Raw genomic sequence first — 15,043 nt, forward strand, 5'->3', positions numbered from 1 at the left:
ATGGTGTTTGATGGGCCGGAGTGGCTGAGCGCCCTTTCTCAGGCAAAAAGAAAAGAGAATCAACTGTTCTGTCAGTCTCTTGTTGTCAGGCAATTTCCGCTCATTCTGCCAGCCAGGGCCGTTGCGCAGCGCAGCCGAGTTCGAGCTGGGGATCTGCGACGCGGCAATATTCACAGCAGCCCTGTTCGCGCAATTGCCGGCGGGTGCGGTGCTGACGGTTGCTGATCTGAATCACGATGGGATACTCTCCGGTCTCCGGGTGCAGGCTGTGACGCTGCCAGCGGCGTTGTGTTTGATCCCACCAATCCAGACGAAAACGTCCGGGCGCAATCACCCAGAGCAGGCGATAGAGGGCCACGCTGTAGTCGAACCAGGCGGCCGCATTTTCCGGGCTGCCGACCGGCATGATTTGCAGCAGAGAGAGCGGCAGTATGCGGTGCAGCCGGTGTTCATATTCCGCCAGGGACCAGTGGTTGTCATGCAGCAAATCCTGCAGGTAGCGCCGCACGCCGAACACCCGGCAGAGCCCGAAGCGGCGATTGTGACAGGTCATGTTTTTGAAGTATTCCAGATTGAGCAACCATTCCTGCGCGGCGGCAGATTCGGCGCGGTGGCGGTTCAGCAATCCGGCAAATTGCCGGAAATTGAGCAGATTGAGCACCAGGGCGATCAAGCCGGGGTCGTTGCGTTTGGCATGACAGCAGCAGAAAATGCGGGCATAGCGCGGCAGGTCTTGGGCATAGGGCGGCGGGGCTGGGCGGCTGCCAGGGCCGGATGCGCAACTGTAATGTGGGGCATGTTGCAGCACATGATTTTGGCCGCGCTCGCGCCAATCGGCCAGGGCGCTGCGATTGGAGGCGACGATGTAATGCTGGTAAGAAGCGATGGGACAATTGGTCATGCCGGGGCAGAAGTTCGGACCGGCGGTGTCACCCGTTTCGTCGCCCAGGAGCAGTTCGAGAAAAGTCTTCGTGGCGAGCTGTGGCTGCGGGTTGCCGGTGGCCAACTGCAACAGTCGCGGCACCGGCAGATTGGCCCACTCCGCAGAGGCGGCCGTTTCCGTGCGATAATCGTGGCCGTCGCTGGCGTAGGCGCGCGTGGCGAAGAGGCTGCCTTGCTCCTGCTCTTGCTGCAGCTCGGCCAGTGTGCTGGTGTGCAAATCCGCATAGCCGCTCAAGCCGAAGCCGCGGCCGGCAACGGCGAGTTTGAGATGGCGCAGGTAATGAAACACGGGCCGGCTGATCGTTGTGCTGCCGGCGGGAAGAATTTTGCGCAGCGGCGCCTCTGCAGTGGCTGTGCACCTGAGTCCCGCCAGCCGGCTGCACAAATCCGGCAGGGCGATGGGCAAATTGGGCAGGCAGGCATTCAATTCGATGGATTCCCCCCAGCTCGGCTGCACCCCGGCATGCCGGTTGGCGAGCATACTCACCGGCACCTCCGCTGCCAGTTCCCAATTGTCGCGAATGCCCGAGATGATTTCTTCGGTGTCGGCGAGCGCATCCTGGGCGCTGTCGCCGAGCAGGCGGCGTGGCGGCTGGCGGCGGAAGTAAGCATACCGTGGATGTCCGGGCGCGGGCGGCTCGCGATAAAGCCGGGCCAGGGCGTCATAGAGTTGAAAGGCATCCCCGATGTCTTTGCGCGCTGTGTCATCACCGTGTGCGCCGCCCATCAGGATCAGGGGCAGGCGGTAGTTTGCATGGCCGAATTTGAAGCGCTCCAGGCTGTTGAGCAGCTTCAGAAAGTACATGTGCGACTTGTCGATTTCATCATCGTTGATCACCACGATGTCGGGCTGGAACTCATGCAGGCAATGCTCGAGAATGCCGGATTCATTGCTTTGCAGGCAGGTGGGCACGGGAAAGTAGAGCGGTCGTTGTGTGTCCGGCGGGGTGTGGTAGCGCGTGCCGGTGAGATAGTTGCAGCGCCACCACCAGTTGAAGGAAGTCTGCCTGCCGCCGGGTGCCGGGATGAAAGCCGCTCGGTCGGGTTCGCCGGTGTCCTGCGCCAGCCGTGGCAGCGGATCAACCGACTCGCTGCCGGTGACGATGAAGCGCAGCATCTCCGAGAAAACCGCGGCTTTTTTGGTGAGGTCCGCGCCCGGCCAGGCATGCCACAACGTTTCGAGCATGTAATGATTGGCCTTGTTCCGGCCCACCACCAGGATGCGGGGAGTGCGGCCGGCGGGCAAGTGCGGCAGCACCTTCAGCACCGCCGCAAGCAAGCGCTGGCCGAGCGCCACGCCGGTATCCTGTTTGGGATAGACAAAGGTGAGGGGAAAGCGCGTGGCTTTGTAGGTCAAATTCACCATTTGATCGCTGCGGCTGACGCAAATGATCGCGCGCAAGCCGGCGGCTGTCGCGCGATCGAACACCTCGCGAATGCGTTCCTCCTGCGAAACGGTGCTGATGAGAAAGCCCGCACGCTCGAAATTCACCCGCGACATGGTGAAGGGCTCGGTGACATCACCCTGCACGATGGGCACCAGAATGCGGCGGCGGTGGCTGAGCAGGCGGCTCCCAGGCACGGCCGCCGTCGCGTACCGCTCTTCCAGCGCCGCCACCACGCCGAAATTGCCGAGAAAATCATTCTGCGCGGAGAACAGCAGTTTGCTCAGGTCGCGGTCGACGATCATGAAAGCGGGGCACAATTCCTCCAGATCGAGCTCGGGCGTGATGATCTTCTCGAAGCGTGTGCGGCGGTCGCCGGCCGCCTGGCGGCGGATTTTCAGCAGCTCGCGGTCGACCACGCGCTGGCCGAGATGGCCGTAGCCGAAGATCACGAGGTGACCGCGCATGTCGAGGATGAGATTCGCCAGCTTGGTGTTGAAATAAGTGGTGTAGGTTCGGTCGACATAGACGCCGGCATACACCAGCGGGCTGACCCAGGCGGCGAGCAGGGTGAAGGCGAACAGGATTTGATCGGCACCCACCATGGCTTGCAGCAGCAAGGGCTTGCCCACCAGGTCAACGATCAGCGGCATGGCGATCAGAAACAGCCACACCAGCAGTCCGGCGATCGTGAACAGGGGGTTTTGCGCCAGCACCGCGAGATAGAACTGGCTGGCATAGTCCGGCACGCTCAGCAGCCGGCGGCAATACAGCGCATCGTTGTGCCACACCGGTGGCAAAATCAGGCTCATCAGGCGCAGCGGCATGATGCCGTTGAGGAACAGCAAAAAGGCACCGGCCAGGGTGATGCTGATCAGCGGCAGGCGCTCGCCGATCAGGCCCGCAATCTCACCCTGCGCGACACGCTCGGGCAGGTTCGGGAAGCGATAGGGCTGCAGCAGGGCGGGGAGCGAGAGCGGATTGCCGCTGTCCCAATTCAGCCAGCGGCGGCACAGCTCGGCGGGCGTGAGGTCACCGGCATGCGCGGCCTGGCCAATCGCGAAGACGAGATTAACGGCCCACCATTCGAAGAGCACGACGAGGTAAAGGCCGATGAAAAAACTCACGGCGCCGAGCAGCACGCGCGGCAGCAGCAGGTGTGAGCGCAGTGGCATTTCACTGAGGGCGCGGCGCAGTTGGGGATTGTGCTGCAGCCGGTGCAATGCGCGTTTGAGCAGGCGATAGCGTCGCCGGCCCGGCAGCACGGCGGCGGTATCGAGACGCAGGTTGCGCAGGTTGCGCACAAAAACGTAGACGATGGCCGCATGAAACAGCGCCACGCCCGTCAGCACGGTCAGCGGGCTGGTGCGCGTCACCAGCAGTCTGCGAAACAACTCATGGGGAAAAATCAGGCAGAGAATGGCCGTGAGCAGGACGGTCAGCACCAGCGCCAGCAGTGCGGCATACCGGGGATAGAGCAGTTGCTTGCGGCACCAGGTGAGCGGCAGCCACAGCAGCTCGAGCAGCAGGTAGGCGCAGAGGAAGTGGCCGAGCAACAGGCCGGCGTAGACGCCGTAGTGCCCCACCCCGTCGATAGACCATGCGCTCAACACCGTGGTTAACACAGCGGCCGGCAGGGCGGCCATCAGGTTGGGCCGCCAGGACAGCCGCAGATTGGTGCGCAGGTTTTGCCACATGGTGATCAGGCGTCGCGTTTGATGATGACAAAGGTGGTATCGTCGCGCATATCGGCGCCGCGTCGAAACTGCGTCAGCTCGTGCAGCAGCGCGTCTTTGATTGTCTCGGCCGGGACGTGAGGGTGGCGCAGCAGCACCTGGCGCAGGCGCTCGTCGCCGAACTCCCGGCCGTCGGGGTCGCAGGTCTCGCTCACGCCATCCGTGTACAGCAGCAGCACATCACCCGGCGCCAGCGCGGTTTGCACGAGCTGCAGATGGTCGCGAAAAATGCTGCTTTGCGGTTCGCCCGTCGCAGCGGTGCGCCGCTCTGCCGCCAGGCCAATGGCCAGACCATCGGGTTTCAGCCAGAAACAATCCCGGCGCCGGGAATCGAAGTGCAACGCCGGCGTGTGGCCGGCACGGCAAAACTGCAGGCCGCCGTGCGGCAGCAGCCGCACGATCGCCAGTGTGAGAAAGTAGCTGCGCTTGAGTTCACGCAGCAGATGCTCGTTCACCCGCAGCAGCAGCGTGCGCGGGTCCTGTGATTCGCGCGCGAAGATTTGCAGCAGCGTTTGCACCTTGGCGGTGTAGAGCGCGGCGGGAATGCCTTTGCCGGAGACATCGCCGATGATCACCAGGCAGCCGCTCCCCGGCGTGGTGATGAAATCGTAATAATCGCCGCCCACGCTGAGCGCGGCATCGCTGAACCCGACCACGGTAAAGCCGTCTCTCTGCAGCAGGTTGCACGGCAGCAGGCGCAATTGAATTTCGCGCGCCACCGCCAGCTCGTCTTTCGCCACCAGTTTGTCGGCCAGTTCGAGTGCGAGCAAAAAGTTCATCACCAAAAAGGCGTTGAACAGCCAGGACAATTCGCGATACCAAAAAGCCAGGATCACAAAAAGCAGAGAGAGGGCATAAAGCAGGCGCCGCGCCGGGGTCAGTTTCAGCAGAAAGGCGAGAAAAAGATTGCGGGTGAATTGCAGCAGGCGGCGCAGCGGTTTCTGCGGGGTGGCGGGTCGCGGCATGTGGCGCGCGTAAAATTCATACATGCCGCGCATGTCGACCTTGATCAGCCGCTCGATCTCGGCGGTGGTCAGGCCGCTGGCGAACATTTCATAGAATTTGTGCAGGGCGTATTGGGAGCGCTCGAGCATGCGTGTGTGCGACGGTTGTTTGCGGCGCAGCGTGGCCAATTCGCATCCGTCCGAAAGCATGAAGCAATGAGACGGCCCTCCTGGGCCGGCCGGACCGTGACCGCAAAATTGTCATTCTTCCTGCCCTCTGCGCAGTCGCGAAAGCCCCGCCCTGGCTGAAGGTGAAGCCACTTGAGAGCAATACGCAAGCGACCCGCAAGTGCAGCGGGAAGGACTGCAAATCGCGAGCGAACCTACACAGCCGCGCCGGCAAAGTCAAGCTCTTCCTGCCGGCGCGGCATGGCGCAACCCCCCAAATGCGGGAATCCTCCGCCAGCCATCCGCGCGGCGCGCTGCGGTCAACTGTGCGGCGCGCCTGCTTCTGCGGCACGGTCCGGAGAACGAGGGGATGCGGGGCATAAGGCGGCAGCCTGCGGTGAATTGCGGCGGGAAAGCGATGCGGGGCTCAGCCGGCGGCAACGCTGCCCGGCTCAACATGCACATTGACGTCGAAGATATCCAGGCCGGCGGCACACAGGTGATGCTTGACGGCATGGGCGATTTCGTGACCGTGACGCACCGTGGCCTCGCCATCGACGACGATGTGAATGTCCACCTGATATGTCAAACCGCTTTTGCGCACACGGCATTTTTCGACCGCCAGCACGCCGGGGACGCTTTTACTCACCTCGCGAATTTTCGCCGCCAGTGCAGGCGCAGGCGCGGTGTCCATGACTTCACGAACGGCCTGGCGCAGCAGGCGGACGCCATTGCCGCCGATGACAGCACACGCCAGCAGCGTGGCCCAATCGTCGGCACTCTCATAGCCGGGACCGCCGAACAAGGCAATGGCAATGCCGATGAATGCCGCCAGCGAGGTGAGAACATCGGAACGATGATGCCAGGCATCGGAGCGCACCGCCGTGCTGTTGATCGCCTCGCCCACCCGCAAGACAAAACGAAAGAGCAGCTCCTTGCTCGCCACCACCAGCAGCAGCACCAGCAGCGTGAACGGTGCCGGGGCATGATGCGGTGTCAGAATCTCGCGAATGCTCTGAATCACCAGGCCGAGGGCCGCGCCCAACAGTCCCAACGCCACCACCAGGGCGGCCAGCGGCTCGGCTTTGCCGTGGCCAAAAGGATGATTGGCATCCGGCGGCCGCGCCGCAATCTGCAATCCGCCCCACACCACTGTTGTGCTGAAAATATCGAGCGTGGACTCGATGCCGTCGGCGATCAGTGCGTAGGAATTGCCGACTACGCCGGAAATGATTTTTACGATCGCCAAACTGGCATTCACCAGCACGCCCGTGAGGACAGCGCGCATGCCCTGGCCAGCGCGATCTCGGATTGCAGTGTGCAGTTGTGGATTCATCATCTTGCTGCGCGGCTGTGTGTGCTGCATCAGCGGCAAAACTGTGCCTGGCGTGCGGGCAAAACCATGACCGGTTGCCCGGTCAAACCGCCTTTCGCACCATGCCCTCGTTAATAAAAGACGTGCCCGAATGATATCAAAATCATTCTTTCCAAAAAAGAAAAATGACCGCCGGCGGGAAAGACTGAGCACCGCTGCGCAGGCTTGGGAAGCCGCAGCTTGACACGGCCGCGATTTGTCGCTATCTTGCCGCCAGTCAATCCCTGCGATCGCTGTTGCTGACCGTGTTGTCGCTTCGCGTGATAGTGAGGAAATGGAAAATGAGTCGTGCCCTGGCATCCTACTGGTCGGGAAAGACTGTATTGCTCACCGGCGCTTCTTCCGGTCTGGGCGCCGCAGTGGTGGAGGCACTGGCGCCCTTCGGACTCTCCTTCGGCTTGCTCAGCCGCCGGTACGAATTGATGCAGGCGCTCGCCGCGCGGCTGGCGCACACGGGCAGCACATTTTGGCTGCGCGGCTGCGACGTGCGCGAGCGGCAGCAGGTCGGCGAGGCGGTGCGTGCATTTCAGCAACATGCCGGCCGCCTGGATGTGGTCTGGGTGAACAGCGGCATCAGCCTGGACACTTCCTTCCGCAACTGGAAGTGGGAGGCTGCCGAAACGCTGCTGCAGACCAACCTGTACGGTGCGCTGTATACCATCATTGCGGCGCTGGAGATCATGGTGCCGCAGCGTGCCGGCGTGGTCGTGGGCATCGGCTCGGCGGCTTCCATGCGCGGCCTGCCCTATCGTGGCCTGTACAGCGTGAGCAAGATCAGCCTGGCTTATTTGCTCGAAAGCCTGGCGGTCGAGCTGCCGGAAATTCAATTCACCATGATTCATCCCGGATTTGTGGACACGGACATCAACCGGGGCAATCCCAACCGCTTTTGGCTGATGCAACCGCCGCAAGCCGCGCGTTTGATGATCACAGCCGTGGCAAAACGCAAACGGCTTTACATCTATCCGTGGCGCATGAGCCTGCTGTATCACCTGACGCAGGCCCTGCCCACCGCGCTGTATGTGCCGCTGTTGCGCCGCCTGATGCATTTGAGCAAGCCGGCCTGACCCCCGGGTTCGACAAGTCGGCAGATGAGCAGGAGAATGCGCTCGCGACCGCGAAGTTTTCCCAAGACCGGGCACCCTGGCTGCATTGGTTTGCAAACAAGGTTCTGCGCAATGGATGGGAGCAGAATGCACGCCAAGACTTTGCGGCTGCCGCCGGCTGCCGCCTGGCTGGATGAACTCTTTTGCCGTGGCATGCAGATGATCGCGCGCCGCCAGGAACGCCAGTTTCCGCCACTGCCTGCCACGGCACCGCCCGGCGCACAAACCGCTTCCCTGTTTCCGCCCGTTGCGCGCTGCCGCAGGGAGGAAGTGCGGCGCACTGCCTGGCAACGGCAGGGTCGCATCTGGCGCTGCGAGCTTGCCTTCCCCTCCGCGCTGGCGTCGGCCTGGCCGGAGAACAACACGGTTTTCGTCCGAACCTTTGCACCGCAACCCGATCTCTCCCTGCCGGCGGTGATCGTGGTGCACGGTCTGATGAGTCTCTCGACGCTGGCGTATCGCCCCTTCTTGCAGGCCATTGTGGCTGCGGGCGCGGCCGCTCATTTCATCGAGCTGCCTTATCACCATCGCCGCACGCCGGCGGGCAGTTTTTCCGGCGATCTTTTCTACACCGCGAATTTTGAACTCACCTGGCAGGCGGCACGGCAGGCCATCGCCGATATTCGCCGTCTGACACATGGCCTGCGCGCCGGCGAGGCGCCGGTGACTGGCATCCTGGGCTTCAGTCTGGGCGCCTGGCTGGCCGCGTTGACCATCTGCGGCGAGCCGGAGCTTGATTTTGCCCTGCTCGCCATGCCGCCGGCTTCATTCAATGATCTGGTGTGGGAGGCGGCACTGGGGCGCCGGCTGCGCATGCAACTGGAACGGGCGCAGTGGTCGCGACCGCAAACCGCCGCCCTCACCGCACGCCTGGATCCTCTCAGCTATCAACCGCTGCTGTCACGGGAACGCATCGAGGTTTTCGCCGCGGCTCATGATGCGATCGTGCCCCTGGCGCACGTGCGGGCGTTGCAGCAGGCGTGGTCGCTGGTGCACGTGCACGAATATGCCGCCGGCCATCTCACCATCATGCTGTCGCCGCAGTTCAAACGTGACGCCTCCCTGGCGCTGCGGCGGCACTTGCAGCAGGGTGGCAGGGCCGCAGCGGCGCCGTCCCGGCGGCAACCCGCCGCGAAGCAGAACCCGGAGCCGTGTTCGCCTCTCCCGGCTGGCGCGCCAGCGTCTGCGTAACACGGCAACAGCCGCAACCGGGTATGCCGGATGCCGAATGCCTGGATTCACACCGCGGGTTGAATCTCTGTTGCACCGTGAAAATTGTGTCCGGAAAAATCTCCGCGGTCAAGGTGGTTTTTTCGGATCCCGCGGGGCAAATGGCATGCGCGCCTGCACACCCGGCACTATGACAACGCCGCGCAGGCATCTCGTCAGTCTGCAGAGGTTCGCGTGGTATTGCCATGCCGTTTTCGAAATTCACCCGTTTGCCGAAGGCGTCACGGCGTCTCTCCCACGAAAATGGACTGCCACGAAAGGGCTTTCCCGTGGGATTTCTGCTTTCGTGGGCGGATGGTATGTGTTTGATCCTGACCCTTGGGGTTGCATCGCGGTTGTACTGTCTGAATTTTGCATGCCGGCTTGCTGTTGTCCGGAAGAAAGGGCGTGAGTGACGTGCACGCCTGCCGGAGTTGACCGCACCTTGGCCTGCAAAATTTTGGATGCACCATTTCCTGGATGGTTGGGCGTCGCGATCAAACCGGTGTTTCTTGCGGAAGGGATCAATCCGGGTGGAAAATTCCGGCGCCTGAGAATAAATTCTCAGACGCATAACTCAAACCGTCTGAAAGCGGCTGACCAGCAATCGGGTGATCAGTCGACCTTGGCCAACTTGAAGCTTTGGGCCTGCGATTTCACTCGCAGGCAGAGAGGGCAACACGACCCTTGCAAAATTCAGGTGCGAACAAGCCGGGCTGAATCTTTGGGGTTGACATTTCTGCCATGGCGTCCGTCGGCCGTGAGGCGATGTGGTCTTGCGCCTTTGCCGGGAATTGCTATTTTTTGTATGCCTGCAGACCATCGCAATCATTACTCTGCCACCGTGAAAGGTAGGGCCCATGTTTTTGTTCGACAGTCACGTGCATTTCTTCTCCCACGATTTTTTCACTGCGCTGATTCGTCAAAAGGATCCGGCCGCCAACCTCGAGGAGGAGCTTGCGAAGCTGGCTGCCGCCGCCGGGCTGGAGCTGCCCGGCCGCCGGGTGAGCGTGCATCTCAAGCGGTGGCTGGAGGAATTTGACCGCCATGGCGTCGATCGCGCAGTAATCTTTGCCAGTTTGCCGGAGGAAATCGTGGCAGTTGGCGAGGCGCTCGCGCTGGCCGCCGGCCGGTTGGCCGGCTATTTCCTGATCAATCCCCGCAACGGCGGCAGTGTCGAGCTGGTGCACAAGCTCAGCGAGCAACTCGGTTACCGCGGCGTGCTGCTGTTTCCGGCGCTGCATCACTATCATCTGTATGACGAGACGCTGCTGCCGTTTTTCGAAGCCGTGGCGCAGCGCCGTCTCAATGTGCTGGTGCACTGCGGCATGCTGCAGATCAAACTGCGCGATCTGCTCGGCCTGCCCCGCGTTTACGAGAGCCGCTTCGCGCAACCACTCGATCTGCAGCCGGTTGCCAACCGTTTCCGACAGACGGCCTTCATCATTCCGCACTTTGGTGCCGGCTTGTTCCGCGAGACGCTGCTGCTGGGCGCACAATGCGAAAACGTCTACGTCGACACCTCCAGCTCCAATGCCTGGATCGCCACGCAACCTGCAACGCTCACGCTCGCGGAGGTTTTTCACCGCAGCCGCGCCGTCTTTGGCGCCGAACGGCTGCTGTTCGGCAGCGATTCCGGGGTGTTTCCGCGCGGCTGGCGCAGGGATCTCTTCCAGGCGCAACAGCTCGCCATGAGACAGGCGGGTTTCAGTGAAAGCGAGATGGCGCTGGTTTTCGGCGAAAATTTGCGGCGCCTGCTGGAGGGCTGAAGTGGATCGCGATTACCTGGTGGAACTGGCAGAGGCACGGCAGGTGCTTGGGGCGGGCAATATCGGCCGGGCACGGACGTGTGCGCGCCGCGCTGCCGGCATGGTGTTGCGCGCCGCGATTGGGGTGGGCCCCTCCCCCGCCTGTTATGCGCCCACTTTCATCCTGGCCCTGCACAAGCTGGCCTCGGATGCGGCCTATCCGCCGGCCGTCCGGGAAGCCGCCGGCCGGCTGGTCGATCGTTCCAAACCCGACCGCACCAGCGCCTCGCAAAATCCCGTGCAGGATGCCGAGATCATCCTGAAATATTTTGGCTTTCCCCTTTCCTGAAGGAAGGCTGCCGCGGGTATTGCGGGAGGCGGTTTTTGCCGCAACTTGCTGCCTGAGGTGCGGTGACTCACCCGCATGACATCCCGTTGCAGCCAAAATGGCGGCGCGGTTCAAGGGGAGAACTCGAGAGCAGAGCCATGCAATCGCGCAAAGCCTTGTGGCAGCGCCCGCGTGTGGGGTTGGCTCTGGGCGGCGGCGGCGCCCGCGGCCTGGCACACATTGGCGTGTTGAAAGTCTTCGAAGCCAACCGCATTCCGATCGACGTGATCGCCGGCACCAGCATCGGTGCCCTGGTGGGCGCCGCCTATGCCCTCGAGCCGCGGGCGCAGGCGGTGGAGCAACGGGCAATGGCATTCCTCACCAGCAACGAATTCGAGCAGAGCGGGCTGGAGTTGTTCAAGAAAAAAAAAGAGGCGGAAAATTTCTTCGCTCAGGTGGCGACTTATGTGAAGGAGCGCATCGTCATCAACCTGGCACACAGCCGGCCCTCGCTGGTGGGCGGCTGGCGCATTGTCAAAGCCGTCAACTTCATTCTGGCAGACAAAACGTTCGAGGAATTGCATCTGCCGCTGGCGTGTGTCGCCACGGACCTGGGCACGGGTGAGGAAATCGTGTTTCGCGAGGGGCCCATCCGGCATGCCGTGGCGGCCAGCATGTCCATCCCAGGTTTCCTGCCGCCCGTCAATTTTCGTGGTTATCAAATGGTGGATGGCGCCGTGGTGGCGCCGGTGCCGGTTCTGGCGTGCCACGAGCTGGGTGCGGAGATCGTCATCGCCGTCGATGTCGGACAAACTCTCGACGGCCTGCCGGAATTCGAAAACGTGGTGGACATCATCTTCCGTGCCAACACCATCACCAGCCGCCGCCTGAATCACATGCTGCTGCAACTGGCGGATGTGACAATCCGGCCCAACGTCGGCGGCGTGCATTGGGCGGAGTTTCGCCGCGCCAGCGAGCTGGTGGCGGAGGGCGAGCGTGCGGCTGCGGCAATGCTGCCCGTGTTGCAGCGTCTGCTGCGGCAGCGATCACGCGGGTGGAAACGGTGGCTGCGCCGCAATGGCCGGCGCCGGTCTTGACGCGGAGGCGACTTTGTCCTCAACCAAAAGCAAAGGCGCACAGCCATCCTGCCCCGAAAAGCGGCGCCGCCAGGTCCGGCTCACCTGAATTGAACAGACTTGACTCTGCCCGGCAACCCGCGAAAACCCACAACAGCGGCTGCTCTTTAACTTGGGCCGGCGGCGGCCACTCCCTCCACCCGCAGCACCACCTTCCCAATATTGCGGTTCATCGCAACATACGCGTGTGCCTGCTCCACTTCCGTGAGCGGGAAGACGCGATCGATCACCGGTTGCACCAGGCCCTTGCGCAGCAGCGGCATGACTTTGCGGCGGAACAGGCGGGTCAATTCAGCCTTTTCCTCCACGGAGCGCGAGCGCAGCACAGAACCGATGACGCGCTGCCGCCGGCGCAACAGGGTGGCGAGATCGATTTCCGCCTTTGCCCCGCCCATCACGCCGATGATCACCAACCGGCCTTTCGTTTTCAGCAGCGAGAGATTCCTGGCGAAGTAGGAGGCGCCGATGCAATCGAGAATCACGTCGACGCCGGCGCCGTTGGTGATTTTCAGCACGCGTTCGGCAAAATCGACGGTGCGATGATTGATGGCATGGTTGGCGCCCAGCTCGAGGCAGCGTTCGAGCTTGGCTTCAGATCCGGCGGTGACGATCACCCACGCGCCGGCATAGCGTGCAAGTTGAATCGCGGCGGTTCCCACGCCGCTGGCACCGGCGTGAAGCAACACAATTTCACGCGCGTGCAGGCGGGCTTCGACAAACAGATTGACAAAGGCGGTGTAAAATGCCTCCGGCATGGCGGCGGCCAGCTCGAAGGTCCACGCCGGTGGGATCTCCAGCAGCAAGTCTTGCGGGCAGCTTGCGTATTCGGCATATCCGCCGCCGGGCAGCAAACAACACACACGGTCACCGGGCTTCCAGGGCGACACTTCCGCGCCGGTGGCGACAATCACGCCGGCGGCTTCCAGCCCCATGATCTCGGAGGCGCCGGGAGGCGGCGGATAGAAGCCGCGGCGCTGCAGCAGATCGGCGCGGTTTACGGCGGTGGCGTGGACTTTGATCAGGACCTCCCGGCTGTGATACTCCGGGAGTGGACATTCGGCGAGGTAGAGCTGGCGGGTTTCATCATTTTTGACGTGAATGGCTAACACGGCGGGTATCCTTTTGCACTTGGAGCGGTCATTCCCTGCGCAGGGCAGTGCCTCCGTGCCACGGGCATCTTGCTTGCAGGCGCCCACTTTTTCGCCGCGCCCGCGAGCACGCGGCACGACCGCCGGTTTTGTCCGGCTGACGCGGATCCGCTGCGCAGCCGGCGCGGTAATTCAAGCCGCTGCAATCTACTAGGCCGCCTGACAAATTGCAAATTTTATTTCCGCCACTTTTGTGATCCTCCCCAAAAGCGCCCGCCTGCCGGTATAATTCCAGGTTAAGCGGGGAGCACAGGCAGGATTGTGTTCAGTTATTTGCTTTGGATTTGGATTGCGATGATCAGGTCATTGATGTTGCTGCCGGCAACCGCTCTGTTGTTGAGCGGTTGCTTTGGCGACGTGTCGCATGAGAACCCGCTCGATCCCCGTTCCGATCGCTTCATCAAAACCGGAGTACTGCGCGGGCAGGTGACGACCTACTATCAGCCTTTTCTGGCACTGCGCGGGGTGACCATCGAACTGTCGCCGCAAAATCTCAGCACCACCACCGATGCCGACGGGCTCTTCAGTTTTCGCGAAGTGCCGGTGGGCGAATATTGGGTGTTCGCCCGTGATCCGCGCTATGTGAAAGATTCCGTGCGCGTAACGGTGCAACAGGAGGTGCCGCAACGTGTGCAATTCAAGCTGGATGCCCTGCCGCAAATCGATGCCTTTGTCGGGCGCACCTTTCATGTGGGCAGCCTGCCGCCCGAGGAGGACGTGTATTTCGCGCTGTTCGAAGCGGAGGTGTCCGATCCCGACGGCCCGGCGGATATTGCCAGGGTGACTCTCGAAATTCCCGCGCTGGGTTTGCAGGACACCATGCAAGCCACCGCCACCGCCGGCTTGTTTGACTTCCGACTTTTTGGTTCAGAATTGCCACGGGGGGAACTGCACTCGGCCATCGGTTATGCCATACGCCTCAACGTCCGCGACCGCCTGGGCAGCAGGGCCAATCCCAAAGAGCTGATCCTCTTTCGCATCATTGATCAACTGCCCAAAGCCGAAACGCCACGCGATTTGCAGGTGGTCACGGCGCGTCCGCTCTTAAGCTGGTCCCCCATGACCCTGCCTTTCCCCTTCCGCTATCGCGTGCGGGTAACACGCGTGGTGGGCGGCGTCAGCACCCTGGCGTGGGAAAGTCCCGCACTCGAGGAACAGAATACAACGGTGGCGGTGGATCGCACGCTGGCCAGCGGCGAATACCGCTGGACGGTTTCCGTGAGCGATGAATTCGGCAACACCAGCACCTCGGCACCGGCGGCTTTTCGCGTGCAATGAGGTGCGCTGCCGGTGGCGGGAGCAGACGCGGCGGCGACCGGCAGGACTCATGGCATCCGTGAAAAGGTCGCGGCGCAGGTTCTCAATCCAATATCACCGACTTTTCCGAAGCAATAAAATTCGAAGACCAAAACAAACGCAAAGCCGCTGCGATGCAAGGAGTTTTCTGCAGGAATGGTTCAACACAAGTCGCTTTACCACAAAGATCACAGCCGCCATGAAGTTTTCCCCGTGCTCCGGGCAGGTTTTTATGGTTTGAAAAAGTGTTTGTCCGAAATCAATGACTTTGCAACGACGGTTTCTGCGGCGGGTTGGCCGTTGCTTCAAACGCCCCGGATTGTCACCGGGGCCGGCTGTTTTGAACACCCCGGCTCAACCGGGGTGGGAACGATTTCGGACAAACGCCAAAAATCTCAGCGAAACCTCCGCGGCTTCGTATCTTGGCCCGGGGTTTTTGGGGCTTTGCTTGAAAAGTTGGTGACATTGAGCCTGCAGCCCGCATTTTCATCGTGAGGGAGTGTGCCAACGCACCGGCCAATT

The 15,043-nt window shown here is 62.1% G+C and carries 11 protein-coding genes; 7 read left to right on the plus strand and 4 right to left on the minus strand.

Annotated elements, in window-relative coordinates:
- Nucleotides 1–100: 100 nt before the first annotated feature.
- The 3 genes from ONB52_10165 to ONB52_10175 all read right to left on the minus strand — a co-directional run bounded on the left by ONB52_10165 (nucleotide 101) and on the right by ONB52_10175 (nucleotide 6,463).
- Nucleotides 101–4,024, minus strand: a complete 3,924-nt coding sequence (locus ONB52_10165; GenBank protein ID MDZ7416500.1) for a hypothetical protein — start codon at nucleotides 4,022–4,024, stop codon at nucleotides 101–103.
- A 5-nt stretch (nucleotides 4,025–4,029) separates the two neighbouring features.
- Nucleotides 4,030–5,157: a serine/threonine-protein phosphatase gene (locus ONB52_10170; GenBank protein MDZ7416501.1), complete on the minus strand. Its 1,128-nt coding sequence runs from the start codon at nucleotides 5,155–5,157 to the stop codon at nucleotides 4,030–4,032.
- A 445-nt stretch (nucleotides 5,158–5,602) separates the two neighbouring features.
- Entirely contained in the window at nucleotides 5,603–6,463 is an 861-nt protein-coding gene (locus tag ONB52_10175; GenBank protein ID MDZ7416502.1) for a cation diffusion facilitator family transporter, read from the minus strand.
- A 368-nt stretch (nucleotides 6,464–6,831) separates the two neighbouring features.
- Between ONB52_10175 and ONB52_10180 the strand changes: the two genes are divergently transcribed.
- The 5 genes from ONB52_10180 to ONB52_10200 all read left to right on the plus strand — a co-directional run bounded on the left by ONB52_10180 (nucleotide 6,832) and on the right by ONB52_10200 (nucleotide 12,038).
- On the plus strand, nucleotides 6,832–7,617 hold the full coding sequence (locus ONB52_10180) for an SDR family NAD(P)-dependent oxidoreductase (protein MDZ7416503.1): 786 nt from the start codon (nucleotides 6,832–6,834) through the stop codon (nucleotides 7,615–7,617).
- 126 nt (nucleotides 7,618–7,743) lie between these two features.
- Nucleotides 7,744–8,847 (plus strand): hypothetical protein, encoded by a 1,104-nt coding sequence (locus ONB52_10185; protein ID MDZ7416504.1) that lies wholly within the window; start codon nucleotides 7,744–7,746, stop codon nucleotides 8,845–8,847.
- Between the two features lie 878 nt (nucleotides 8,848–9,725).
- The gene (locus ONB52_10190) at nucleotides 9,726–10,634 is read left to right on the plus strand and encodes an amidohydrolase family protein (protein MDZ7416505.1); all 909 of its coding nucleotides are present in this window, start codon (nucleotides 9,726–9,728) and stop codon (nucleotides 10,632–10,634) included.
- A 1-nt stretch (nucleotide 10,635) separates the two neighbouring features.
- Nucleotides 10,636–10,962: a hypothetical protein gene (locus ONB52_10195; protein MDZ7416506.1), complete on the plus strand. Its 327-nt coding sequence runs from the start codon at nucleotides 10,636–10,638 to the stop codon at nucleotides 10,960–10,962.
- A 137-nt stretch (nucleotides 10,963–11,099) separates the two neighbouring features.
- Entirely contained in the window at nucleotides 11,100–12,038 is a 939-nt protein-coding gene (locus ONB52_10200; GenBank protein MDZ7416507.1) for a patatin-like phospholipase family protein, read from the plus strand.
- Nucleotides 12,039–12,184: 146 nt separating this feature from the next.
- Here ONB52_10200 and ONB52_10205 read toward each other — a convergent pair whose 3' ends face one another.
- A complete protein-coding gene (locus ONB52_10205) occupies nucleotides 12,185–13,186 on the minus strand; it encodes an NAD(P)H-quinone oxidoreductase (protein ID MDZ7416508.1) in 1,002 nt (333 codons plus the stop codon).
- Nucleotides 13,187–13,519: 333 nt separating this feature from the next.
- Between ONB52_10205 and ONB52_10210 the strand changes: the two genes are divergently transcribed.
- Both ONB52_10210 and ONB52_10215 read left to right on the plus strand, forming a co-directional pair.
- Nucleotides 13,520–14,503, plus strand: coding sequence for a carboxypeptidase regulatory-like domain-containing protein (locus ONB52_10210; GenBank protein MDZ7416509.1), 984 nt, complete (start codon nucleotides 13,520–13,522; stop codon nucleotides 14,501–14,503).
- A 174-nt stretch (nucleotides 14,504–14,677) separates the two neighbouring features.
- Nucleotides 14,678–15,016 carry a hypothetical protein gene (locus ONB52_10215; protein ID MDZ7416510.1) on the plus strand — a complete coding sequence of 113 codons (339 nt, stop codon included), beginning with the start codon at nucleotides 14,678–14,680 and terminating at the stop codon, nucleotides 15,014–15,016.
- Nucleotides 15,017–15,043 lie beyond the last annotated feature (27 nt).

This window comes from candidate division KSB1 bacterium (assembly GCA_034506255.1).
GTDB classification, from domain to species: domain Bacteria; phylum Zhuqueibacterota; class Zhuqueibacteria; order Zhuqueibacterales; family Zhuqueibacteraceae; genus Coneutiohabitans; species Coneutiohabitans thermophilus.

What these genes read in the sequence shown, in the direction of transcription:
- ONB52_10215 (MDZ7416510.1), top strand. Translation starts at nt 14,678, where the DNA reads ATGGTTCAACACAAGTCGCTTTACCACAAAGATCACAGCCGCCATGAA.
- ONB52_10175 (MDZ7416502.1), bottom strand. Translation starts at nt 6,463, where the DNA reads ATGCGCGCTGTCCTCACGGGCGTGCTGGTGAATGCCAGTTTGGCGATC.
- ONB52_10200 (MDZ7416507.1), top strand. Translation starts at nt 11,100, where the DNA reads ATGCAATCGCGCAAAGCCTTGTGGCAGCGCCCGCGTGTGGGGTTGGCT.
- ONB52_10190 (MDZ7416505.1), top strand. Translation starts at nt 9,726, where the DNA reads ATGTTTTTGTTCGACAGTCACGTGCATTTCTTCTCCCACGATTTTTTC.
- ONB52_10170 (MDZ7416501.1), bottom strand. Translation starts at nt 5,157, where the DNA reads ATGCTCGAGCGCTCCCAATACGCCCTGCACAAATTCTATGAAATGTTC.
- ONB52_10165 (MDZ7416500.1), bottom strand. Translation starts at nt 4,024, where the DNA reads ATGTGGCAAAACCTGCGCACCAATCTGCGGCTGTCCTGGCGGCCCAAC.
- ONB52_10185 (MDZ7416504.1), top strand. Translation starts at nt 7,744, where the DNA reads ATGCACGCCAAGACTTTGCGGCTGCCGCCGGCTGCCGCCTGGCTGGAT.
- ONB52_10180 (MDZ7416503.1), top strand. Translation starts at nt 6,832, where the DNA reads ATGAGTCGTGCCCTGGCATCCTACTGGTCGGGAAAGACTGTATTGCTC.
- ONB52_10210 (MDZ7416509.1), top strand. Translation starts at nt 13,520, where the DNA reads ATGATCAGGTCATTGATGTTGCTGCCGGCAACCGCTCTGTTGTTGAGC.